This window comes from Solirubrobacter deserti, from assembly GCF_027587175.1.
Lineage (GTDB): Bacteria > Actinomycetota > Thermoleophilia > Solirubrobacterales > Solirubrobacteraceae > Solirubrobacter > Solirubrobacter deserti.
Map to the genome: position 1 here is coordinate 23296 of NZ_JAPCID010000028.1, position 23243 is coordinate 46538.

Below are 23243 nucleotides of genomic sequence, written 5' to 3' on the forward strand. Positions count from 1 at the left end.
TGGCGGCGGGGACGCTACGCACTCCGCCCACTGCGGCGCTCGTGGCGGTGGGCACGGCCGGAGTGCTCTGCCTCGCCGTGGCGGCCGGCGTGCGCTCGGGACCCGCTGACGGCTTCCTGGTCCTGGCCGGGCTGGCGGCGCTCACCGGCGGGGTGGCGCTCGCCGCGTGGCTGTCGCCGGCGCTGACGATCAGCGCCGGGCTGATCCTGAGCCTCGCGTCCGGCCGGTTCGGCGATCTCGGCAGTCCGATCGGGCTCGACCGGGTCGTGATCGTCGCCGGGGTCCTCGCCGTGGTCGTGCGCGAGCTGCGCTCACCCACGGCCCGGTTGCGGGTGCGGGGCATCGACCTGTGGCTCGCCGGGATCCTCCTCATCGCCGCCGTGTCGGCCTACTTCGCCGGCACCTGGCGGCAGAACGGGCCGTTCTTCGCGCTCGTGGACAACCTGGGCGTGGTCCCGTTCCTGCTGTTCTGGGTCGCGCCGGCGGCGTTCGGGACCCCGCGGGAACGCCGGCTGCTGCTGTGCGTGCTGACCGGCGTGGGCGCCTATCTCGGGATCACGGCGCTCGCCGAGACGCTCAACTGGAACTGGGCGATCTTCCCGCGTTACATCCTGGACCCCACCGTCGGGCTGCACTACGGCCGCGCGCGCGGACCGTTCGCCGAAGCCGCCGCCAACGGGTTGAGCATGTTCTTCTGCGCCGTGGCCGCGGCGGTCCTGCTGGCCACGGACAAACGCCGGCACGTGCTGCTGGCGACGGTGATCGGCCTGTGCGGCGTGGGCATCGTCTTCGCGCTCACACGCCAGGTGTGGCTGGCCGCCGGCCTCGGGACGCTGATCGCCATGCTCGCCCAGCGGCGGCTGCGCGTATGGGTGCTTCCGACGTTCGCCGCCGCCGGCGTCGCCGTGTTCGTCATCTTCGCCACCGTGCCCGGCTTCAATTCGCGGGCGGAAGACCGGGTCCGCGACCAGCGCCCGGTGTGGGACCGCTTGAACTCCAATGCGGCGACCTGGCGGATGCTGGCCGAGCGCCCGTTGACCGGGTACGGGTGGGGCGGCTACCGCGAGAACATCAACACCTTCTTCCGCCTCGCGCCCGACCGGGCCTGGACCGGGGCGGTGAGCCGCCCGCACAACGTCTTCCTGGCCAACGGCGCGGAACTGGGCGCGCTCGTGCTCGTCGCCTGGATCGCCGCGCTGGCCATCGCGATCGGGGGCGCTCTGCGTCGGCGCGGGCCGCCCGACCTGGGCGTCTGGCGCGCCGGGCTGATCGCGGTCGCCATCGGGTGGCTGGTCGTCGCCAACTTCACGCCGATGTACTACGCGTTCTGCCACTCGGTGCTGTGGTTGTGGGCTGGCATCTGCTGGAGCCGCACGTGACGGCGCCGCGGCTCGCCTACGTCGTCGCCGAGTACCCGAAGGTCTCGCACACGTTCGTCGCGCGCGAGGTCGCGGCGCTGCGTGCGGCAGGGGCCACCATCGACACGGTGACCATCCGGCGCACGCCCGAGACCGGGTTGTTGAGCGAGGAGGACCGGCGGGCGGCGGCCGAGACGTTCGCGGTCCTACCGGCAGCGCCGGCCGCGCTGCTGCGGGCCCACGCGCGCTGGGGGCGGCGCGGGCCCCGGCGCTACGTGCGCACGCTTGCCCAGGCCGTGCGCCTCGGCGCGCCCGGCCTGCGCAACCGCCTGTGGCAGCTGTTCTACTTCGCCGAGGCCGGCCTGCTCGCCGACGAGCTGCACCGGCGCGGGACCGAGCACGTGCACGCGCACTTCGCCACCGTCGGCTCGGCCGTCGCACTCCTGGCCGCGCGCCTGCTCGGCAAGCCCTGGAGCTTCACCATGCACGGCCCGTTGGAGTTCGACGCGGTGGAGCGCTACGCGATCGCCGACAAGGTCCGCGATGCGGCGTTCGTCGCCTGCATCAGCGATTTCTGCCGGGCGCAGCTGATGCGATTGGTCGAGCCCGCGCACTGGGACAAGCTGCACATCGTCCACTGCGGCCTGGAACCCGAGCGCTACGCCGCCCCGGCGCGGGAGGTGCGCGACGTGGTGGAGCTGCTGGCGATCGGGCGGCTGGAGCCGATGAAGGGCTTCGCGGTGCTGATCGACGCGGTCGCCGCGCTCGTGCGCGAGGGCGAGCCGGTGCGCCTGACGATCGTGGGCGACGGACCGCAACGCGCGGCGCTGGAGGCGCGGGCGCGCGGGCTGCCCGTCACCTTCACCGGGGCGCTGGGAGCGCCCGCCGTGACGGAGCGGCTGCGGGCGGCGGATGTGTTCTGCCTGGCGTCGTTCGCCGAGGGGGTGCCCGTCGTGTTGATGGAGGCGATGGCGTCCGGGCTCCCCGTCGTGACGACGCAGATCATGGGCGTCCCCGAGCTCGTGGACGACGGCGAGTCCGGGCTGCTGGTCGCGCCCGGCCGGCCCGAGCCGTTCGCCGACGCGCTCCGCCGCGTCGTCCGGGAACCGGACCTGCGCGCCCGGCTGGGCCGGGCCGGGCAGGCGAAGGTCGCCGCCGAGTTCGACGTCCGGACGGCGGCCGGTGTCCTGCAGCGCCTGTTCGCGGAGGCCGCGCAGCGGTGAGGCGCGCGGTCGCGGGAGTGGTCGCGCTCGGCCTGCTGGCGTTCGCGGTCGGGTGGGCCGTCACCCGGACGGACGAGGCGCCCTCGACGCCGCGCGCGCCTGACCGCGCCCCCGAGCGCCTCACGATCGCGCCGACCAGCCTCGTCGACCTCGTCGCCCGCGTGCCCGTGTTCGTCCGCGCGCCCGGGCCGGGCACCCTGGAGGCCACGGTCACGCCGAGGGGTGAGGACCCGATCTCGCTCACGGGCGCCGAGCTGTCAACCTCCGACGTGCACGCCGTCCAGGTCGGCATCCCGGCGGGCGCCGCGCGGTTGCTGCGCGCGTGCCGGCCCGCCCGGCTCAGCGTCGTGCTGCGCGCGCGCAGCGGGAGGGTGGTCGCGCGCCGCAGCCGGACCCTGGCCCCGCAGCCACCTCGCTGCGGGCGCTACTTCGGCCCGAGCGCCATCTGGAACCAGCGCGTGGAGAACGCGCCGCTGGATCCGCGCTCGGAGCAGTGGGTGGCCGACCTCGCCAACCAGGTCGACGAGAACTTCGCCGCCAAGACCCCGCCCACGATCGCCACGACGGAGTACAGCAGCCCGCTGTACACGGTCCCGGCCAACCAGCCGCGGGTCCCGGTCAAGCTCGTTGGCAGCCGCGCCGGCTTCGGCAAGGCGGTCGCGGCGCAGCTCGCCGAGGGCGTGCCGATCCCCGCCGGCGCGCGCGCGGGTGGGGGCACGGACCACCAGATGGTCGTCTGGCAGCCGGCGACGGACACGATGTGGGAGCTGTGGGTGGCCGAGAAGGTCAAGGGCCGCTGGACCGCGCAGTGGGGTGGGCGCATGGACCGCGCCTCGCGGTCCCGCGGCTACTTCTTCGACCCCGGCGGGATTCACGGGGGCTCGACCGCGACCAGCCTCACGATGGCCGGCGGGACGATCACCCGGGCCGACCTGGTGCGCGGGGAGATCAACCACGCGCTCGGCATGGCGATCCCACGCAGCCGCGCCAATGTCTGGAGCTACCCGGCACAGCGATCCGACGGCCAGATCGATTCCGTGGACGCGATTCCCCAGGGCGCTCGCTTCCGGCTGAACCCCGCCTTCGACGTCGACGCGCTCCAAGCGCCGGCGTTCGTGAAGCTTCTCGCTCGGGCCGCGCAGCGCTACGGCATCTACGTGCGCGACACCGCGCCCGTCGTGATCTTCTACGCCGAGGACCCCGCCTCGATCGGCTCCGATCCCTGGTTGAAGGCGATGGAGCCGGCCGCCTGGGAGATCCTGCGCAGCTTCCCGTGGCGGGAGCTGCAGGTCACCCGGACGCAGTTGTGGACGCACTCCCGCCAGCGCGTCGCGCGGTGACCCTGCGATAGCGCCAGCTGCGCACGCTCATCCGCGCGCGGGCCGAGACCACGTCGAGCACGCCGGCGAGCCTGCGCGGGTCGGTCGTCAACCGCGCCGCACAGCGCGCGACGGTCGCGCGATCCCCTGAGCGCAGTTCGTTCCACAGCAGATAGCCCTCGACGTGCGCCCGCAGCGCGGGCGTGTGCCATGGACGGTCCGCGTAGGTGTCGACGATCTCACGGTGGGCGAGCCACAACGCCGCGCGGTCTCCTGACACCTGGTCGGCGTGCACGTGATAGCGCACCGTCACCGCGGGACTGACGAGCCCGGTGCCGCGCTCGAGCACCCGCAGCCACAGGTCCAGGTCGGCGCCCATCCGGAGGTCCTCGCGGAAGCCGCCGACGGCGAGCACGAGGTCGCGGCGGACGAGCACGCTGCTCGCCACGAGCGCGTTGCCCGCGCGCAGCAGATCCGCGGGCGAGCGCAGCGCCTCCGGCGTGTTGCGCTCGCGGCCCCATAGCCGCGGCGGCGCGTCCGCGCAGGTCGCGACCGCGGTGCTCCCGAGGACCACGTGGTCGTCGCGCAGAGGCCAGAGCGCCGCCAGGTGCCCGGGCAGCCACTCGTCGTCGGAGTCCAGCAGGGCCACCCACGGCTGCTGGGCCTCCCGGATCGCGGTGTTGCGGGCGCCGCCCTCGCCGCGGTTGACGGCGTGGTGGATGACGCGGGCGCCGGCGGCGCGTGCGGCGGCCCCGGTGTGGTCGGTGGAGCAGTCGTCGACGACCACGACCTCGAACGGCGGATCAGGCCGCTGGCCGAGCGCGCTGCGCACCGCTCGCGCGGTCATCTCGGGGCGGTTGAACGCCGGGATCACGACGGACACGCCGAGCGCGGTCAAGGGCCGGATGCTAGCGCCAGATGTTCACGCGCTGACGCGTGATGTACGGGGGTGGCGGCGCTAAAGGGTTTCGGCGCTCCGGACGAAGATCGAAACAAGAAGCCCGCGAGCTCACTGGCAACGCGCCGGTGGCCGACACAACCGGCGGGCCGCTCCCCTCCTTTCCCATGCTCTCCCGCCTCCTCACTTCCGCCTGCCTGGCCCTGCTCGCGCTGATGCTGTGCGCGTCCGGCGCGACCGCCGCCAGCCCGTTCGCCTCGGGCAACATCTGGGACACGCCGCTGGCCGACGACGCCGAGCTCGCCTCCAACTCGGCCGGCATGGTCGCCGAGCTGCAACGCCAGACGCGGATGCCCGGCGGCACCTGGATCGCCACCGACGACTACAGCACCCCCGTGTACGTCGTGGGCCCGGACCAGCCGACCGTGCGCGTCATCGCCGACACGCCGTACTGGGCGCTGCAGCAGGACTGGGACGAGGTGCCGATCCCGTCGCACGCGCGTCCCGCGGCCGGGACCGACGCCGCCATGGTCGTCTACCAGCCCTCCACGGACACGATGTGGGAGTTCTGGGCGATGTACGAGGCCTCCGACGGCTGGCACGCGGTCTGGGGCGGCAAGATGGAGAACGTCTCGCAGAACCCGGGGTACTTCGACTGGCATTGGGGCGCGACCGCCACGAGCCTCACCTGGATGGGCGGGCTGATCCGGCCCGAAGAGCTGGCCGCCGGGCACATCGACCACGCGCTGGCGCTCTCGATCCGCGAGGCCAAGCAGAGCGAGGTCGTCTGGCCCGCGCAGCGTGGGGACGGCATCGCGACCGGTCCGAACGCGATCCCGGAGGGCACCCGCTTCCGGATCGACCCGGACGTCGACCTGGACGCCCTGAACCTCTCCCGCCCGGCGCGCGTGATCGCGCAGGCGATCCAGGACTACGGCATGATCGTGCGCGACCAGGCCGGCGCAGTGATCCTGTTCGGCGAGGACCCGCTGTCGATCGGGCACAACCCGTGGCCGTCGCTGTTCGGCGACTGGCCGCACCATCTGATGAACAGCTTGCCGTGGGAGCACATGGAGGCGGTGGCGCCCGACCGCAGCGTCTTCCGCGCGCCGTCGGACCCGCTCGTGCCACGTCCGCCCACGCCACCCGTCACGTCCACGCCGACCCCCGCGCCCGTGCCGCCGACGCCCACCCCGGACGCCCCGGCGCCGCCCGTGCCGCCCGTGACCACGGCGCCGCCCGTGACCACGGCGCCGCCCGTGACCACGGCGCCGCCGGTGCCGCCCGCGGGCACGCCGGCCCCGGTCCGGCCCAAGCCGGGCACGCCCAAGCCGGCCAAGACCAACGCCAAGGTGGCGGCGAAGGCCAGGGCCCGGATGGCCACGGCGTGCAAGAAGGCCAAGGCGAAGGGCGCGAGCCGAAAGTCCAAACGAGCGTGCGCGACTGCGAAGATCGCCGTCCGGCGGGCGGCGCGGCCCTGAGCGTTTGACGCCGTTCCTGTATCGGCCGTGGTTGGGGATGCACTTCCGGGTATCGTCCCCTGGACGCTGCAGGACGCATTCATAAAGCGTCCAGAACCCGCCCTCCGCGGGGCCGTGCCGGCTCCGCCCCTGCCCCCCGCTCAACCATCCATGCACCCACTTTCCGACCGTCGCGGCCGTGCTGTGCTGCGCTCGCTCGTCCTCAGCTGTGGCTTCGCGTTCGTCGCCGCTTCTCCGGCCGCGGCGGCGCCGTTCGGCGTCGACTCGGTGTGGGAGGCGCCGCTCGCCTCCAACGCCCCGCTCGCGCCGAACTCGAGCGCGCTGGTCGGTGAGTTGCGCCGCCAGGCCGCCGGACCCGGCGGCGTGTGGATCAACACCACCCAGTTCAGCGTGCCGGTCTACACCGTCGGTCTCACGCAGCCCAACGTGCGCGTCGAGCTGGAGACCTACTCGCCTCCGTTGCAGGCCGACCTGGAGCGGGTGCCGATCCCGGATCACGCGGCGCCCTCGCCGGACTCGGACGCGCACCTGGTCGTCTACCAGCCGCTGACGGACACCCTGTGGGAGTTCTGGCGGGCTCGCAGGGAGTCCGACGGCTGGCACGCGGTGTGGGGCGGCAAGATGGAGAACGTCTCGCGCAACCCGGGATACTTCGACCATCCGTTCGGGGGCTCGGCGACCAGCCTGGCGCTTCTCGGCGGCTTGATCACGATCGCGGAGATGCGGGCGGGGCGGATCGATCACGCGCTGGCGCTGTCGATTCCGCAGACCAAGCGCGCGGACTGGGTGTGGCCGGCGCAGCGCACCGACGGCGTGGCGGACGGCGCTGAGGCGATCCCGGCCGGCACGCGCTTCCGCATCGACCCCGCCCTGGATCTCGACACGCTGAACCTCACGCGGCCCGAGCGCATCCTCGCGCAGGCGATGCAGGACCACGGGCTGATCGTGCGCGACCAGGCCGGCGCGGTGACGATCTTCGGCGAGGACCCGGCGCAATACGGCCACAACCCGTGGCCCGAGCTGCTCAACGACTGGCCGCACTTCATCATGCAGAAGATGCCGTGGTCGCACATGCAGGCGGTCGTCCCCGACCGCAGCGTGTTCCGCCAGCCGCTCGTTCCGCCGGTGCTGCCCGCAGTCCAGACCCCGCCCACCGCAGACGCGACGGCGCCGGCCCCGGTGGTGCCGCCCACCGCGGACGCGACGGCGCCGGCCCCGGTGGTGCCGCCCGTCGCGCAGCCGGTGCCGGCGCCGCCCGCACCCGCAGCCACCCCGCCGGCCACGGCCACGACCGTGACCTCGCCCAAGGCGAAGGCGAAGGCGAAGGCGAAGGCGAACCGTGCGCAGGCCAAGGCCAAGCGGTTGTGCGCGAAGGCGCGCGGCCGGCGGGCGACGATCACCGCCAAGCGGCGCTGCCGGGTGGCCTCCGAGGAAGCGGTCCGGGCGCGCCGGCACGCACGCTTCACCGCTTCCGGCTGATCCGCCGGACGACTTCGGACCGCATCGACCGCATAACATCGGCCGTGCACCCATGGCCGACGAGTGGAACGCCCTGCGCGAGGACCTCAAGCGCTACCCGAAGCGCCCGTGGATCCGGGACCAGTCGGCTTACGTGCTCGCCGTGCACCGGTACGGGCGCTGGGCTGACGCGCTCGGCGGCTTTCGCGGACGCGTGGCGGTCAAGGGCTACTGGCTCGCCTACCGGATCGTCGAGACGGTGACCGGCATCAGCCTGCCCAAGAGCGTGCCGGTCGGGCCGGGCTGCCGGATCTACCACTTCGGCGGGATCGTCATCCACGATCAGGCGCGAATCGGCGCCAACTGCACGCTCCGCCACGGGATCACGATCGGCGACCGCCGTCCCGGCGGCCCCGTGCCGGTCATCGAGGACGACGTCGACATCGGTGCCTACGCGCAGATCCTGGGCGGCGTCCGGGTCGGCAGCGGCGCGAAGATCGGCGCGATGAGCGTCGTGCTGGTCGACGTCCCGCCCGGGGCGACCGCGGTCGGCAACCCGGCGCGGATCATCCCGGCGCGCGACTAGCGTCGCGACGCTCGAAGATCCCGTCGGCGAGGACCAGCGCGCCGGTGCCCGGATCGGTCCAGATCGGGCGCAGCGACGTGAGCGCGAAGCCGCGGGCGTAGAGGTAGGAGGCCACATCGGGCAGCAGCCATTGCCCCTCGTGCAGCGGCACGGTCGAGAGCTCGACCTCCACGACCCGGACGTGCTCGAGCAGCGAGGACGCGCCGCGCAGCACCTCACCCTCGAACCCCTCGACGTCGATCTTGAGCGCGATCGCGTCGCCGGCGCTCCAGACGTCGCCGCTGAGGCTGTCGAGCGTGATGACGGGCGCCGTCTCGCTGCCGATCCGCGCCGGCATCGGACGGCCGGGCGAAGGCGCGCGCGCCGAGTTGTGCACGGAGTCCGCGTACACGTGCAGCTCCAGCGTGCCGGCGGCCTCGCCGGCCGCGGCGTGCCGGACGTCCCAACGCGAATCGCTCGCGGCCGCCTGGCGCAGCCGCTCGAACGTGGCGCGCACCGGCTCCAGGGACACGACGCGCCCGCGGAAGCCCTCCTGGCGGAGGTGACCGACGTACTGCCCGGTGTTGGCGCCCACGTCGAGCACCACGTCCACGCCGTGCTCGGCCAGCACCCGGGCGCGGCGCGCGTGCACGTACTCGTCGGGGGAGTGGGCGACGATCGCCAGGCCCCGCCGCCGCAGCCATCCGCGCACGAGCCGCTCGGCGCGCGCCCTGGCCCGGGTCCGTGCCGCCTCGAGAACTCCCAGCCCCTCGGTCATGCGCGCAGTCTGTCGGATACGCTGCGACCAGTGGCGGCGCCGCTTCAGGCGAACCCGAGAGGCGAGCCTTGAACGAGAACCTGATCATCGACGCCGGCATGCACGTCGGGCAGGACACGGCGTACTACCTGGACAAGGGCTTCGACGTGGTGGCCGTGGAAGCCAACCCGGTGCTCGCACGCGCCGCCGAGGAGCGGTTCGCCGGCGCGATCGCCGCGGGGCGCCTGCGGGTGCTCAACGTCGCTGTGGCCGAGCGGACCGGGACGGCGTCCCTGTCGGTCTCCGACGACGCGACCATCTGGAGCTCGCTGGACGCGGACTTCGTACGCCGCAACGAGGCCTTCGGCACGCGCTATCGCACGGTCGACGTGCCCGCCGTGCGGTTCGACGAGCTGCTCGCGGACGTCGGCATCCCGTACTACCTGAAGATCGACATCGAAGGGCTCGACATGCTGTGCGTGCGGGCGCTGCACCGCTTCGACGACCGGCCCGCGTACGTCTCCCTGGAATCGAAGGTGAGCGTCGGCGGTGCGTCCTACGCCGACGCGTTCGACGAGCTGGCCCACCTGTGGGCGCTCGGGTACCGCCGCTTCAAGTACGTCGACCAGCGCCGGCACCCGGAGATCCGGCTGGCGCCCCCGGCGCGCGAGGGCGGCTACGTCGACCAGCGCTTCTCGGAGGACTCCAGTGGCCCGTTCGGCGAGGAGACGCCGGGCGTGTGGCGTCCGTTCCCGGTCGCGGTCGCCCGCGGTGCCGCGCTCTGGTCCCAGCACGACCTGGCCGGGTTCGGTGGCCGCCGCGAGCACTCACGGCCCGCGGCGACCTACCGCAGGGCCCACACGCGGCTGACGGGCCGCGCGCTCGGCTGGTACGACCTGCACGCCGCGCTATGACGGCACGGAGGCGCGGGGCTTGACCGCCGAGAAGATCGTGAAGTGCTCCCATTGCCAGGTGGGGTCGAACTGCGTGCTGCGCACGTCGAAGTCCTTGAAGACCGCGAGCACCTGATCCGCTTCCGGCGTGCCGGGCGTGGCGTGGATCTCGCCCATCACGAGCGCGACGTCACGGATGCGCTCCGAGGCCGGCAGCACGTCGAACTCGCCGCCCTCGATGTCGACCTTGAGGATGTCCACGTCGCCCGCGGCCAGCACCTCGTCGAGCGGGAACCCGGGCACCTCGACCTGCTCCCCGCCGCCGGTGTGCTCGGACAGGCGCGTCGAACCCGACCAGCTCGCGCCGCCCTCGTGGAACACGACCGGGCCCGGGTGCGCGGTCACGGCGCCGAAGCGCAGCGTCACACCCGGGAACGATCCGACGTTGCGCTGCAGGCGCTTGAACACGGTGGGGCTCGCTTCGACGCCGGTGATCGGGACGCCGGGGTGACGCAGCGCGAAGAACAGGATCGAGACCCCGATGTTGCTGCCCAGGTCGACGATGCGGCGCGGCTGCAGCGCGACCGGGGCCGCGTACTCGGCCTCGACGAAGACCTCCTCGAACACCCGCATCGCGGCCCAGTCCGGGACCGTGAACCACGTCGGGCCCTGCGGTCCCCGCACGCGGATCCGCAGCGCCCAGCGCCACCACGGCAGGGCGAGCAGCACCGAGGCGGCGACGATCCACGCCGCCGACGGCTTGTCGGGCGCCACCGCCGCGGCCGCGCCGCGCCCGACCTCCACGCTGCGCTGCAGCGATGTCCCGAGACGCCGGTCGACCCGGAGCATCACGCGCTTGAGCGCGGTACGCAGCGACTCCATGCGCTCGAGCCTAGACGGACGGAGCGCGGTCACCGCGCGCCGGGACGGTGAAGGGCGGCTCCCAGCGGACCGGATGGCCATAGACGACGCTGCCCTCGTACTCTCCCCGGCGCCGCTCGACGTGCCCGAGCAGCGAGGCCAGGCGCCGTTCGGTCACCGTCAGGTTCAGCTTGCCGGCTGCGCGGACCGCGGCATCGATGACCGTCGTGCCCACCTTGTAGATGCGTGGGCGGTCCGTCGCGACGAGAAACCAGCGCAGCAGCGGCCGGCGATCGTCGAAGCGCTTCTGGATCTGGTCCTCGGTGATGACGGCGCGGTGCATGTGGTCGATCAGCCAGAAGGCGCGGCCCTGCGCGCGGCATTCGCGCCGGAACGCCTCATAGGAGCGGCTGTGCAGGTGCGTCGCGCTCAGCGCGCGGTCGAAGCGCCCGTACAGCCCGCACCGCTGCAGCCGCAGGCCGAGCTCCCAGTCGTAGTGGTAGGGGAGCACATAGCGGCCGCCGATGCCGTCCGCGGCCAGCAGCGCCTCGCGGTTGAGCGAGACGTTCCCGCCCCACAGGCCACGCAGTACGGGCGCGCCCTCCTCCCACGACGCGCAGCGGTACTCGTAGACGTCGTGGTAGAGGAACGAGGTGAATGAGCCCGGTCCGCGCTTCTCGGGCTTCGGGGTGGGCATGTAGCCGACCACCACCAGACCCGGGTCGTCGGCCTGCTCGTGGTGACGGGCGTGACCGCTCACCAGGCCCGGGTCGGCCAGCACGTCGTCGTCGATCACCAGCACGACCTCGCCCGTGGCCGCCTCGACCCCGGTCTGCTGCGCCTTCACCGCTCCGCTGTTCTCGATCCAGATCGGCCGCAGGCGCGGCTCGCTCTGGGCGAGCTCCCGGAGGTACTCGATCGAACCGTCGTCGTACCCGTCCACGACGACGACCAGCTCGTCGGTCGCCGGATCGTCGAGCAGCGGCCGCAGGACCCGGTCGAGCAGGTCGCGCCGGTTGTAGGTCGCCATGACCACTGAGATGCCCACGGCGCGAGTCTACTGGCGCGGTCGAGCGCCATCGGCAGGCCGTTCACACGCGCTTTGTACTCTCGTTCCGTCGCCGAACCGACCCCGCACTCGCCCCCGACTGGTTCGGCCGTGGAAAGACCCTGCCGATGACGGGGATCGAACCACCGTTGGGGAGCGGGGACTCGGTCCAGGAGCTCCGGCGGCGCGCGTTCACCGGCGTGCTCGCGATCGCGCTGCGCAGCTTGGCCATTCGAGGGATGGGGCTGGCGGCGAGCGTCGTGCTGGCGCGCGAGCTCACCCCTACCGACTTCGGCCTGGCGGCCTTCGGGCTGAGCATCGTCGGCATCGGCGCTTTCTTCACGGCGGGAGGCATCGGCGCGGCACTGATCCAGCAGGAGCGGGAGCCGACCAAGCTGCAGCTGCAGGCGGTGTTCGGCTTTCAGTTGGCGGTCGCGCTCGTGGTCGCGGTGGGGACGTTCGCGATCGGCGCGCCGCTCGGGCAGGCGGGCCTGATCGCGGGGATCATGGCCTTCTCGCTGCCGGTCGACGTGATGCGCTCGGCGCCCGCGGTGATGACGCAGCGCGAGCTCCGGTTCGGGCCGATGGTGCGCGCCGAGGTGGGCGAGATGCTCGTCTACAACGTCGTCGCCGTCGTGCTCGTCCTGCTCGGCGCCGGCGTGTGGTCGCTGACCGCCGCGGTGATGTGTCGCGCCGTGGCCGGCACGGTGCTGTTGGTGCTCGCCACCGGGATCGGCGTGCCGCGCCCGCGCTGGTCATGGGGCACCGTCAAGCCGATGCTGCGCTTCGGGGCGACCCTGCAGGCGATCGACTTCGTCAACCAGTTCCGGGCCCAGGGTCTGAACTTCACCACGGCGGGCGTCGCCGGCGTGTCGTCGCTGGGCTACCTCGACTTCACGATGCGCGTCCTGCAGCCGCTGCTGTTGTTGTTCGACGCGGTCGGGCGCGTGGCGTTCCCCGCCGTCGCCGGGCTGCTTCGCGCCGGTGACGACCCGCGCCCGATGCTCGAGAAGGGCCTGCGCGTGGCCTTCGGCGCGACCGGTCTGGGCGTCGTCACGCTCGCCTCGGCGACCCCGGCGCTCGTGCCCAGCGTCTTCGGCCCGCAGTGGGTCCCGGTGATCGAGATCGTGCCCTGGTGCCTGTTCGCGCTGCTGCTCTCGAGCCCGATCGTGACCTGTACCGGTGCGTACCTGACCGCGATCAACCAGGTGGGGCTGGTGCTGCGCAGCACGATCCTGTACTCGATCGCGTGGGCCGCGGTCGGGCTCGCGCTGCTGCCCTCCTACGGCGCGGTCGCGATCGCGATCGGCTGGGCGGTGGCGGGCGTCGTGGATTCCGTCTACCTCACGCGCGCACTGCGCTCGCGGCTGCCGTCGGTGCGCATCGTGCACAGCGCGGCGCCGACGGTCCTGATCGCCGCGCTGGTCGCGCCGATCGGCTGGCTGATCGAGTCAGCGATGGGACCGACGCTGCTCGCCGCCGCCGCGGCGGCGGTCTCCGCGGCCGTCCTGTACACCCTGCTGCTCGGGCTCGTGCGCCGCGAGATGGTGCTCGAGGGCTGGACGATCTTCCGGCGGATCGTGTTGCGGCGGGGCTGAGAAGCTAGGCTCGCCGGCATGGACAGCCTTGCCTCCGTGCTGGGTCGAGGCCTGGCCCTCGTCGACGCTCGCGCCGGGACCGACCTGGAGCGCACCGTGCGCGCGAGCGTCAAAGCTGCCCCGGCGCTCGCGCCCGACAGGCGAGCGCGGGCCCGCATGTTCCTCGCGGGCTGGCTGCTGGGCAGCCGCCGCGTCCGGCGGCCGCTCGCGGTTCGCGTCCGCGGGCCGTACGGCGAGCGCGAGTTCGTCCTCCCCGACAGCGTGGCGATGGCCGTGCTCGAGGAGGTGTTCAGCTGGAACGAGTACGCCGTCGACCTCCCGCATCCGCCCAGACGCATCCTGGACCTGGGCAGCAACGTCGGTGCGTCGATCCTGTTCTTCGCGCTCCGCTACCCCGAAGCGCAGATCGTGGGGGTGGAAGCGAGCCCGAAGCTGTTCGGCGTGCTGCGGCGCAACGTCGGGGACCTGCCCAACGTGACCCTGATCCAGGCTGCGGTCAGCTCCACCGACGAGCCGATCCGGTTCTTCGAGGGCAACTCCAGCTGGGAGGGGTCGACGCGGGTCAGCGGCTGGGTGCGCGAGGAGGCCGCGACCGAGGTTGCCGCGGTCACGCTCGACGAGTTGATCGCCGACGGCGGCGCCGACCTGGTCAAGATCGACATCGAGGGCGGTGAGTTCGACGTGCTCCCGGCCTCACGCCGGCTGGCGGAGGTGCCGGTGGTGCTGGGCGAGATCCACGCGGCGCCGGGGACGCCGGAGGCCGAAGCCGTGCTCGCGCTCTTCGAGGGCGCCGAGCTGGTGAGCACCGACCCCGGGCCGGCCAACAGCCAGTGGACGACGGTGTTCTCCGCGGTGCGGCGCGACCGCGTGCCCGCGGTCAGCGCGCGCGGCTGACGTCCGCCATCACGTCGAGCACGCCGCGCGCGTTGCGGGCGGCGTCGAAGCGCTCGGCGGCCCGCGCGTGCCCCGCTCGGCCCAGCCGCGCGCGGAGCGCGGGGTCGAGCAGCCGCTCGATGGCCGCGCGGACGGCGTCGGTGTCGTTCGGCGCCGTCAGCAGTCCCGTCTCCCCGTCCGCGACCATCTCCGGGATCGCGCCGACGCGGGTGGAGACGACGGGCAGGCCGACGGCCATGGCCTCGAGCACCACGTGTGGCGATGCGTCGGCCGCCGTGGGCAGCACGAACAGGTCGCAGTCGGCGTAGAGCTCGTGCAGCACGGCACTGCCGGGCCGGACGTCGTTGTGGACGGTCACCCCGGCGCGCGGCGCAACCTGGCTCTGGGTGACGATGTGCACGTCGACGTCGAGTCCGTCGACGGCCCGCAGGAGCGTCTCTCCGCCCTTGCGGGCGAAGTTGCCCCCGACGAACAGCACGCGCGGGCGTTCCCGCGCCTCGCGGACCGGCGGCGCGGCAGGCACGCTCGTGCCCGCCGGGATCAGGCGGATGACCGCCGGGTCGACGCCGTAGTCGTCGATCAGCGACGCGCGGACCCACTCGCTCCACGCCACCAAGCCCGCCGCCGAGCGCAGCGCGCCGGCGACGACCGCGCGCTTGGCCGCTTCCACCCGCCGCCCGCCGACCGCGTGGTCGTAGCCCACCGCCACCTCGTCGAGGTTGACGGGGGTGGCGTCGAGCGAGATGACGGTCGGCACCCGCCGCATCACGTCACGCGAGAACAGCGATGCGGTCTGCGTGTGGAACAGCAGCGCGTCCCATGGGCGCCGGTGCATCGCCAACAACCGGCGGGCGCGGAAGCTGGCGCGCAGCGACCAGTTCGAGCGCAGCCCCGGCAGGCGGCGCTCCACCAGCCCGCGCGGCGGGTAGGTCATCGCAAACCAGGACGCCGCGACGGTCGGATCGGCGGCCGCCGCCTCGCGCAGCAGCCGCTCGAAGGTCACGTGGCCGACGGTGTACTCGGTCACGAAGCCGAACTCAGGCACTCAGGAGCTCCTCGTCGATCCGGTCGAGGATGCGGCTGTCGACCTCGTCGTGGAACTTGCGCGCGAACAGCTTCGCCCGTGACACGCCGCCGGCCTCGGAGGAGTTGCGGGCCGAGTCGGCGAGCCGCTCGAAGTCGTCGAGCGTGAACGTGTGCGGGTGAGCCGCGCCCAGGGTCCACTCCATGTGCCACAGATGCTCGCCGATCACGACGCCGGAGCGCTCGCAGTTGTTGAGCGCCGTCTGCAGGTAGTGCTCGTCCACGGCCCAGACGTGGTGGTGGAAGCGCGGCACCTCAGGGTGCTCACGCGTGTAGTCCAGGATGGACTGGGCGGTCGCGCGGTCGAGCACCATGAAGGCCGAGCCCCCGTACGGGCGCACCCCCGCCGGGTAGGGCCGCGGGAGCGGGATCCGGAAGCGGCGGCGGCGGATCGGCGTGTGCCAGTAGCGGATGCGCCACATGCCGCCGTCCGGGCCGTACACGTCCGACGGCATCGGCCAGGTCGCCGCGAAGGTCTGGCCGGCGTACGGCTCCAGGAAGTCGACGATCCGCTCCACGGGGCGCAGCAGGTAGTCCTGGCCGCTGAACAAGACGATGTGCTCGGGCGGCTCGGGCTCGTCGAGGATCCGCTGCAGCCCGCGCAGGTACGCCTCGACGGTGTTCCACGACGCCCACGGCGTCGACATCCGGTCGAGCAGGTGCAGGTGGGGATGCTCGGGCAGCGCCGCGCGGATCGCCGAGAACAGGGCCGGCTGCGTCTTGCGGTCGATGTGCAGATAGATGGAACTACGGGGCGAGAGCAGACGCCGCGCCTGGCGACCGAGCTGCTCCGGGCCGCGGTGCGCGAGAATCAAGAAGGCCACGGCGGGGCGGCTCACGGGCGCGGAAGCGTAGCGCGCGCGGCTGGGAGGCTTCAGCGCATCCGCGCCGACCAGCCAATAGGCTGCGCAGGGTGCGAGTGTCGGAGTCCAACGCCGTGTTCGAGCTGGTCCGCCGGATCGAGGCGAGGTCCGGCACCCGGATCGCCGCGGGGCTGCGCGCTGCGGTGCGCGTGGCGCGAGTGATGCCCGGCATGCGCGAGCGCGCGCGGATCGTGCTGGTGGGGCTGGCGCTTGGCACCCGCCGGGTCCGCCGCCCGCTCGCCGTGTACCTGCGCGGCCCCAGTGGGCGGCACCGCTTCCTGCTGCCGGACGTCGCGGCCCTGCGCGTCCTGGAAGAGGTGTTCTGCAACGGCGAGTACGCCATCACGCTGCCGCAGCCACCCGCCCGGGTCATCGACCTCGGCAGCAACGTCGGCGCGACGATCCTCTACTTCACGTGGCAGTTCCCGGGCTGTGAGGTCGTCGGCGTGGAGCCGAGCCCGTCGCTGTTCAAGGTCCTGGAGGCCAACGTCGGCGGCCTGCCGAACGTGCGGCTCGTCAATGCCGCGGTCAGCGCCTCCACGGAGCCCGTCACGTTCTTCGAGGGTCTGGAGAGCTGGCAGGGCTCGACGATGGGAAGCGCGTGGGTCGACGAGGAGCACGCGGTCACGGTCGCAGCGGTCCAGCTGGACGACCTCATCGGCGAAGCGGGAGCGGACCTGCTCAAGATCGACATCGAAGGCGGCGAGTTCGACGTGCTGCCGGCGACGACGCGCCTGCGGGACGTGGTGAGCGTGTTCGGGGAGATCCACGCCGACCCGGACGACGAGCGCACCCGCGCGCTCCTGGCGCTGTTCGACGGCTATGACGTCACGAGCACGCCCCCGACGCCCGGGGCCACGCTGTGGCGGACCATGTTCTCGGCGGTCCGTGACGCCCGGGCGCTCCAGCCGTCCGCGGGCGCCACGCAGGCTCCGTGAGCGCCCATGCCGCCGAGTCCGAGCTCGCCCGCTGGGCGGTGAGCGCGCGCGCCGGCCGCGACCGCACCCGTGACCGCGCGCGCGGCTGGCTCGCGGACGCCGACCCGCGGCGGCTGGCCGCGGAGGTGACGCGGCTGGGGGTCGCGGGAGCGTCGGCTCCGAGGCTGCGCGAGCTGGCCGACGAGCGCTTCGCGGCGACGCTCGACGCCGAGCTCGCCGAAGTCCGGGCCATCTCCCAAGCGGCCGCCGCGCGCCAGCGGGTGGCGTCGATGGCGGTGCTCGCCGCGCTCGCCGCCCACGAAATCGCGGCCGTGCCGCTGAAGGGCGTGCTGATGGCCGAGCGCCTGTACGGCGATGCCGCTGCCCGCTATTCCTCGGACATCGACGTGCTCGTGCGTGCGCAGGATCTCCGGCCGGCGGTGGAGGTCGCGCGCGGGCTCGGGTACGGCGAGCCCACCGACCCGGTCGATGCCTCCGGGCTCCCGCTGCTGCACTTCGCGCTCGACGGCGATCCCGCCCTGGAGCTGCACTGGCGCGTGCACTGGTTCGAGACGGACTTCGCGGCCCGCGCCCTCGCGCGCGCCGAGCCCGGGCCGGTGCTGCGCCGTGCCGACGAGCTGGCGATGCTGCTGCTGTTCTACGCGCGCGACGGGCTCACGGGGCTCCGTCAACCCGCTGACATCGCGGCCTGGTGGGATCGGTACGGGGAGGACGAGGTGCTCGCGGAGCTGCGGGCCGTCGCCGACGAGGCGCCCGCGCTGGCCGACGCGCTCAAGGCGGGCGCCGCGACCGCGGCGCGCACGGTCGCCACGCCGGACCCGTGGGACGGGCGCGGGGCCGTGACCTTCGCGGCACGGCTGGCGAACTGGCGCCTGGCCGGCTCCGAGGACCGGCTGCGCGCCGACGCGTCGCTCGTTGACATCGCGTTGGCGCCGCGGGGCGAAAAGCTGACCACGCTGCGGCGTCACGCGCTCATCTCGCTGCCGGAGATGGAGGGCTGGCATCGACCCGTCGCGGGCGGCGTGGTGGGCCGCCGCATCGAGCAGATGACCCGTCCGGCCAAGCTCGGACTGCGGTGGCTGCAGGCGAGTGCGCGCGTCTTTCGCCGCACCGTCCGCTCTCACATCCGGTAATTTGGGCGGCGTTGCCGATCGCCTCGGACCGCCCCGGACCCATGAGGTCTGCCATTGAGGCGCCGCGTGCCGGTGGCCTCTCGACGCTCGCGAAGCTGGTCCTGGCGGGCGAGATCGTGGGCGTCTACGCCCGCGCCCGGTGGCTGCTCCGCAGCCACGACGCGCCGTCGACGCTCCAGCGCCTGCGCTCGCCGAGCCGCGGGCGCCGCGCCACCGGGCAGCCGCCCGCCGGGTTGGGCCGGCACCTGGCGTGGGCGACGGTCAAGGTGCTCGCCGTGCTCCCCGTCGACGACCGGTGCCTGCTGCAGTCGCTGGTCCTCGCGCGCCTGATGGCCGTGCGCGGGCTGGCCCACGAGGTCGTGTTCAGCGTCGCGAGCGGTGCGGGCTTCGAAGCCCACTGCTGGGTGGAGACGGGCGGGGCCGCGCTGCTGGAACCGGGCGGGGACGCTCACATCGAGATCCTGCGCCTGTGAGTGACCTTCGAGCGCACGGCGTGCACAAGACCTGGCGCGGCGGCCCGACGGTGCTCGAGGGCGCTTCGCTGGACGTGCCCGCGGGGACCTCGACGCTGCTCACGGGGCGCAACGGCGCGGGCAAGACGACCCTGCTGCGCATCCTCGCCGGCCTGATCGGCGCCGACGCCGGGGAGGTCCGGTACGGCGACCTGGACCCCGAGCGTTCGGCGACCGACTATCGGCGCCGGATGGCGTACCTCGGCGTCGTCTCGGCGGGGCTGTACCCGCGCTTGAAGGTCCGCCACCATCTCGACCTGTGGGCGCGGCTGGCGTACCTGTCCGCGGCCGAGCAGGACGCGCGCACCGCCGAGATGGTGGAGGCGTTCGCCCTGCGCGAGCTGCTCGACCGCCGCCCGGATCGCATGTCCATGGGCCAGCGCCAGCGCCTGCGGCTGGCCGGTACGTTCCTCCACGGGCCCGAGCTCGTGCTCCTCGACGAGCCCGCGAACTCGCTCGACGACGTCGGCCTGGAGCTGCTGCGCACGATGGTGGCCCGCACGCGCGCGTCGGGCGGCGTGCTCGTCTGGGCGCAGCCGTTCGGCGAGGGCGCGCACGGCATCGACTTCGACGCGCACTGGGTGCTGGAGGGTGGGAAGCTGGTGCCGGCATGAGCCGGGCGGCGTGGCGGGCCACACAGGCGATGGTCCTGCGGGACCTGCGGATCCTGCTCTCGTACCGCTTCCGCTGGATCTCGATCCTGCTCGGCCCGGCGGTGTTCGTCGTGCTCTTCTACTACGTGTCGCGGCTCGTCGTCGTCGAGTCCGTCGGGTCCTCGGACGGCTACTTCTCGTTCGTGATCACCGGCATGGCCGGGCTGGCCGTGCTCACCGCCGCCGTGTCCGAGGTGTCCACGACGCTGCGCAACGAGCAGATCGCGGGCACGCTCGAGCGCCTGGCGACGTCCGCCTTCGGGCCCCTGCGCGCGTGCGTGGCCATGACGGTGTACCCCGTGTTGCAGGCCATGGTCGTGGGCATGGTGACGATCCTGATGGGGATGGCGATCGGCAACCTGCGTCCCGGGCTCCCGGAGCTCGTGGCGGCCGTGCCCGCGCTGGCGCTCGTCGCCTTCGCGTTCGCGCCACTGGGGCTGCTGGCCGCGGCCCTCACCTTCGTCGTGCGCCAGGCGACGATGGGGGTGACGCTCATGATCACCGTCTTCTCCGTGGTCGCCGGCGTGTACTTCCCCATCTCGCTGCTGCCGGAGTGGATCCGCTGGACGTCGGACGTGCAGCCCTTCACCCCGGCCGTCGGCATCCTGCGGCACCTGCTGGCGACCTCCCCGCTGGAGGGGTCCGTCTGGGGCGACGCCGCGCGGCTCGCCGCGTTCACCGTGGTATTGCTGCCCCTGAGCCTGATCGCGCTCCGGGCCGCGCTCGCGCACGCCCGCGCGCGCGGCACAATGACCGAATATTAAAGGCGCCGGAGACCTTGTCTTTGACCGATCCCCTCGTTCGGAACGTGTCCATCCCGGAGCACGTCGTCTTCCGCTCGTTCGCGAGTGAGACCGTCGTGCTCAACCTGCAGACGCAGAAGTTCCACGGGCTCAACGCCTCGGCCGGGCGGATGGTGGAGGTGCTCGGCCGTGAGAAGTCCGTCGGCGCGGCGCTCACGGAGATCGCGCGCGACTTCGAGCGCCCCGAGGCGGAGATCGAGCCGTACCTGCTCGAGTTCGTGGAGACCATGCTCGAGCGCGGACTGCTCGTCGTCACGGATGGTTGACGCTCCCCGCGCCCGAGCGGGCCACGCGTTCGGGCTCGCGCTCGAGAGCGACTTCGACGTGCTCGGGCTCGTGCCCGACGCGGCCACGGAGCGGCTGCCGGAGTGCTCGCTGCGGCTCGTGGAGGGCGCGGCGCTGACCGCCGAGTGGGCCGGCGCGGGGGCGCGCTCGGTGCTGGTGGAGGGCGCCCCCGAGGCGCCCGCGGCGACGATCGACGTGCACGACGAGCTCGGGTATCGGCTCAGCGCGCGCTACTTCGGCACGTGCGTGGTGCGCCCGGGCGCGGCGCGCATCGACTGCGCGCCGCCGCCCGTGCCCGCCTGGCGCTGGCAGCGCTTCCTGGTCGGGCGCGTGCTGCCGTTCGCGGCGATGCACCGCGGGTACGAGATCCTGCACGCCAGCGCGGTGGCGCTCGACGGCCGCGTGCTGGCCTTCGCGGGCGCGCGCGGGTGGGGGAAGACGTCGCTGGCCGTCAACCTCGTGCTCGGCGCGGGCGCCCGGCTGGTGACCGACGACGTGCTCGTCCTGGAGGTGCGCGACGGCAGGCCGTTCGTGCACCCGGGCCTGGGCGTCACCAACCTGCGCCCGCAGGAGGAGCAGCGGCTCGGGGCCGCGACCGCGCAGCTGGGGGACCGCCTCGGTCGCACGGGGCAGACCAAGTCCCATTACACCGTCGCCCGCGAGTCCCGTGCGCTTCCACTCGCTCGGCTGCACCTGCTCGGCGGCGGGGACGAGGACGCCGCGGTCATCCGGCCGGCGCGGGTGACCCCGGTGCAGCTGCTCGGCAATGCGTTCCTGGTCGGGGCGCGCGAGCCGGCCTCCTTGGCGCACCTGCTCGCGACGTGCGGAACGGTGGCCGAGACCGTCGAGATCGTGGAGGTCGCGCGGGGCCTCGTGGAAGGCCCCGCGGAGCTCGCCACCCGCCTGGCGGCATGATCGCCGCGATCCTCGATCCCGGCGGGCGCCGCGCGGGGCCCGAGGCGGCGCTGCGACGGGCCGGGGCCACTGCGGTCGCCCGCTTCGGGGCGATGTGGCTCGGCTGGACCGGCGGACCGCCGCTGGAGGTCGACGGCGTGACGGTGCTCGTCGACGGGCCGGCCGGCGAGCGCGCCGCGTCCCTGCTCGCCGGGGCCGCGCGCGGGCGACCGCCGGCGCCCGAGGTCCCCACCGGCCTGGCCTGGGCCGCCGCCGAAGACCGCGGCGCCGCTGTCCGCGACCTCACCGGCGCCCGCCCGCTCTTCGTGCGCCGGGAGGGCGAGGTGACGTACCTCGCGTCCGAGGTGCGCGAGCTGCTCGCGCTGCTGCCGGGCGCGCCGGGCACCGACGATGAGGCCGCGGCCCTGTGGCTCGCGATGGAACCGCTCGGCCAGCGGACGCTGTACGCCGGCGTCGCGCCCGTCCCGGCGGGGCACTGGCGCGCGTTCGACGCGGCGAGCGCGCGGCGCTACTGGCAGCCGGCGCCGGAATCGCTGAGCCTGGGGCGCGAGGCCGCGGCGGAGCGGGTGTGGACCGCTCTGCGGGAGGCGGTCGGGCCGTGCGTGCGGGCGGCCGAACGGCCCGCGGTGCGCTTGAGCGGGGGCCTCGACTCGAGCGCCGTGCTCGCCGCGGCGATCGCCGAGGGGGTGGTGCCCGCGGCCGTCAGCACCGTGTTCCCGCAATATCCCGAGGCCGACGAGGCGGAGTTGATCGCCGCGGTGGCGGGACAGCTGGGGGCGCCGTCGCGCACGTTCGCGGCCGGCCCGCGCGACCTGCTGGCCGACGGCGCCGCGTTCCTCGCGCGCTGGGGTGTGCCGCAGGAGTACCCCGGCCGCGGGCTGTTCCATCCGATGCTGGAGGCCGCGGCGGCGGCGCACGACGTGGTGCTCGACGGCGAGGGCGGTGACGAGCTGTTCGGGTGCGAGCCGTTCCTGCTCGCCGACCTCGTCCGCCACGGCCGGCTGGCCGCCGCGCGGCGGGTCGCGCACCGTCTCCCGGGCGCGCCCGAGCGGTTGCCGGCGCGTGCCTATCGCGTCATCGCGCGCCGCTGGGTGGCGGGACCGCTCGCACCGGCGCGCCTGCGTCCGCCGGCGCGGGTCGGCGCCGACCTCGACTGGTTCGCGGACGCGATGACGCCGCGCGCCCGTGCGGCGGTGCGGGCACGCCGGGCGCAGCTCGACTGGCGGTCGCGCCCAGGCCCCCGGTGGCTTGCCCGGCGGATCGCGCTGATCGTCACGCTCCCGGCCGAGGCGGGCTCGGCCGACTACCTGCGCCGCGTCACGGCCATGGCGGGCGTGTCCGGCGCCAGCCCGCTGACCGACCGGCGACTGGTCGAGACCGTGCTCTCGCTGCCACCCGAGCACGCCTTCGATCGCCGCCGGGACAAGGAGCTGCTGCGGACCGCGCTCGCCGGGCACGTCCCGGACGTGGTCCGCCTGCGCGCGGAGAAGTCGCACTTCGGCGACGCCGTCCTCGACAACCTCGACCGGGCCGCGCTGCTCGAGCGGCTCACCCCGGACCTCGCGCCGTATCTCGACGTGGCGCGCGTGCGCCGCCAGGTGCAAGCCGGCCCTGACGCCCACCCCCGCGGCCGGGCCGGATGGATGTTCGAGAGCTGGCGCGCGGCGATGCTCGCCACCTTCCTGACGCGCTGACCTCCTCCTTT

Annotated in this window: 23 protein-coding genes; 17 read left to right on the forward strand and 6 right to left on the reverse strand. The window is 73.7% G+C overall.

What is annotated here, in order from left to right; all coding sequences use genetic code 11:
- Positions 1-47: 47 nt before the first annotated feature.
- From OJ962_RS19205 to OJ962_RS19215, 3 genes are read left to right on the forward strand one after another with little or no spacing between them, the layout of a single operon-like run.
- Positions 48-1379, forward strand: a complete 1332-nt coding sequence (locus OJ962_RS19205) for an O-antigen ligase family protein (RefSeq protein WP_270006542.1) — start codon at positions 48-50, stop codon at positions 1377-1379.
- Positions 1349-2581 (forward strand): glycosyltransferase family 4 protein, encoded by a 1233-nt coding sequence (locus OJ962_RS19210; protein WP_202955589.1) that lies wholly within the window; start codon positions 1349-1351, stop codon positions 2579-2581. Before OJ962_RS19205 ends, OJ962_RS19210 begins: the two co-directional genes overlap by 31 nt.
- Positions 2578-3921, forward strand: coding sequence for a hypothetical protein (locus OJ962_RS19215; protein WP_202955590.1), 1344 nt, complete (start codon positions 2578-2580; stop codon positions 3919-3921). Before OJ962_RS19210 ends, OJ962_RS19215 begins: the two co-directional genes overlap by 4 nt.
- Here OJ962_RS19215 and OJ962_RS19220 read toward each other — a convergent pair.
- Entirely contained in the window at positions 3872-4798 is a 927-nt protein-coding gene (locus tag OJ962_RS19220; RefSeq protein ID WP_202955591.1) for a glycosyltransferase family 2 protein, read from the reverse strand. The two genes, OJ962_RS19215 and OJ962_RS19220, sit on opposite strands and share 50 nt — an antisense overlap.
- A gap of 167 nt (positions 4799-4965) precedes the next feature.
- On the opposite strand from OJ962_RS19220, the gene OJ962_RS19225 reads away from it, so the two are divergent.
- The 3 genes from OJ962_RS19225 (at position 4966) to OJ962_RS19235 (ending at position 8323) form a co-directional block, all read left to right on the forward strand.
- Positions 4966-6279, forward strand: coding sequence for a hypothetical protein (locus OJ962_RS19225; RefSeq protein WP_202955592.1), 1314 nt, complete (start codon positions 4966-4968; stop codon positions 6277-6279).
- Positions 6280-6462: 183 nt separating this feature from the next.
- Entirely contained in the window at positions 6463-7758 is a 1296-nt protein-coding gene (locus OJ962_RS19230; protein ID WP_270006543.1) for a hypothetical protein, read from the forward strand.
- A 52-nt stretch (positions 7759-7810) separates the two neighbouring features.
- The gene (locus OJ962_RS19235) at positions 7811-8323 is read left to right on the forward strand and encodes a serine O-acetyltransferase (RefSeq protein ID WP_202955594.1); all 513 of its coding nucleotides are present in this window, start codon (positions 7811-7813) and stop codon (positions 8321-8323) included.
- On the opposite strand, the gene OJ962_RS19240 is transcribed toward OJ962_RS19235, so the two are convergent.
- A complete protein-coding gene (locus tag OJ962_RS19240) occupies positions 8304-9080 on the reverse strand; it encodes an FkbM family methyltransferase (RefSeq protein WP_202955595.1) in 777 nt (258 codons plus the stop codon). The genes OJ962_RS19235 and OJ962_RS19240 overlap by 20 nt on opposite strands.
- A 68-nt stretch (positions 9081-9148) precedes the next feature.
- Here OJ962_RS19240 and OJ962_RS19245 point away from each other — a divergent pair, with 68 nt between their 5' ends.
- Positions 9149-9973, forward strand: coding sequence for an FkbM family methyltransferase (locus OJ962_RS19245; RefSeq protein ID WP_202955596.1), 825 nt, complete (start codon positions 9149-9151; stop codon positions 9971-9973).
- Here the strand turns inward: OJ962_RS19245 and OJ962_RS19250 are convergent.
- On the reverse strand, positions 9968-10834 hold the full coding sequence (locus OJ962_RS19250; protein ID WP_202955597.1) for an FkbM family methyltransferase: 867 nt from the start codon (positions 10832-10834) through the stop codon (positions 9968-9970). The genes OJ962_RS19245 and OJ962_RS19250 overlap by 6 nt on opposite strands.
- Before the next feature lie 10 nt (positions 10835-10844).
- Entirely contained in the window at positions 10845-11861 is a 1017-nt protein-coding gene (locus OJ962_RS19255; protein WP_202955598.1) for a glycosyltransferase family 2 protein, read from the reverse strand.
- 128 nt (positions 11862-11989) lie between these two features.
- Here OJ962_RS19255 and OJ962_RS19260 point away from each other — a divergent pair, with 128 nt between their 5' ends.
- Positions 11990-13459: an oligosaccharide flippase family protein gene (locus OJ962_RS19260; RefSeq protein WP_202955599.1), complete on the forward strand. Its 1470-nt coding sequence runs from the start codon at positions 11990-11992 to the stop codon at positions 13457-13459.
- Positions 13460-13477: 18 nt separating this feature from the next.
- Entirely contained in the window at positions 13478-14353 is an 876-nt protein-coding gene (locus OJ962_RS19265; protein WP_202955600.1) for an FkbM family methyltransferase, read from the forward strand.
- Here the strand turns inward: OJ962_RS19265 and OJ962_RS19270 are convergent.
- Both OJ962_RS19270 and OJ962_RS19275 read right to left on the reverse strand, forming a co-directional pair.
- A complete protein-coding gene (locus OJ962_RS19270; protein ID WP_202955601.1) occupies positions 14337-15398 on the reverse strand; it encodes a glycosyltransferase family 4 protein in 1062 nt (353 codons plus the stop codon). The genes OJ962_RS19265 and OJ962_RS19270 overlap by 17 nt on opposite strands.
- The gene (locus OJ962_RS19275; RefSeq protein ID WP_202955602.1) at positions 15391-16275 is read right to left on the reverse strand and encodes a beta-1,6-N-acetylglucosaminyltransferase; all 885 of its coding nucleotides are present in this window, start codon (positions 16273-16275) and stop codon (positions 15391-15393) included. The genes OJ962_RS19270 and OJ962_RS19275 overlap by 8 nt, the downstream gene beginning before the upstream one ends.
- Before the next feature lie 74 nt (positions 16276-16349).
- Here OJ962_RS19275 and OJ962_RS19280 point away from each other — a divergent pair, with 74 nt between their 5' ends.
- Genes OJ962_RS19280 through OJ962_RS19315 form a run of 8 tightly spaced genes read left to right on the forward strand, consistent with a single transcriptional unit; the run spans position 16350 to position 23232 of the window.
- On the forward strand, positions 16350-17237 hold the full coding sequence (locus tag OJ962_RS19280) for an FkbM family methyltransferase (protein WP_202955603.1): 888 nt from the start codon (positions 16350-16352) through the stop codon (positions 17235-17237).
- Positions 17234-18370 carry a nucleotidyltransferase family protein gene (locus OJ962_RS19285; RefSeq protein ID WP_202955604.1) on the forward strand — a complete coding sequence of 379 codons (1137 nt, stop codon included), beginning with the start codon at positions 17234-17236 and terminating at the stop codon, positions 18368-18370. The genes OJ962_RS19280 and OJ962_RS19285 overlap by 4 nt, the downstream gene beginning before the upstream one ends.
- 41 nt (positions 18371-18411) lie before the next feature.
- Positions 18412-18843 (forward strand): lasso peptide biosynthesis B2 protein, encoded by a 432-nt coding sequence (locus OJ962_RS19290; protein ID WP_202955605.1) that lies wholly within the window; start codon positions 18412-18414, stop codon positions 18841-18843.
- On the forward strand, positions 18840-19496 hold the full coding sequence (locus tag OJ962_RS19295) for an ABC transporter ATP-binding protein (RefSeq protein ID WP_202955606.1): 657 nt from the start codon (positions 18840-18842) through the stop codon (positions 19494-19496). Before OJ962_RS19290 ends, OJ962_RS19295 begins: the two co-directional genes overlap by 4 nt.
- A complete protein-coding gene (locus OJ962_RS19300) occupies positions 19493-20299 on the forward strand; it encodes an ABC transporter permease (protein WP_202955607.1) in 807 nt (268 codons plus the stop codon). The genes OJ962_RS19295 and OJ962_RS19300 overlap by 4 nt, the downstream gene beginning before the upstream one ends.
- A gap of 44 nt (positions 20300-20343) precedes the next feature.
- The gene (locus OJ962_RS19305) at positions 20344-20604 is read left to right on the forward strand and encodes a PqqD family protein (RefSeq protein ID WP_202955608.1); all 261 of its coding nucleotides are present in this window, start codon (positions 20344-20346) and stop codon (positions 20602-20604) included.
- The gene (locus OJ962_RS19310) at positions 20597-21538 is read left to right on the forward strand and encodes a phosphoenolpyruvate carboxykinase (ATP) (protein ID WP_202955609.1); all 942 of its coding nucleotides are present in this window, start codon (positions 20597-20599) and stop codon (positions 21536-21538) included. Before OJ962_RS19305 ends, OJ962_RS19310 begins: the two co-directional genes overlap by 8 nt.
- Entirely contained in the window at positions 21535-23232 is a 1698-nt protein-coding gene (locus tag OJ962_RS19315; protein WP_202955610.1) for an asparagine synthase-related protein, read from the forward strand. Before OJ962_RS19310 ends, OJ962_RS19315 begins: the two co-directional genes overlap by 4 nt.
- The last annotated feature ends 11 nt before the right edge of the window (positions 23233-23243 follow it).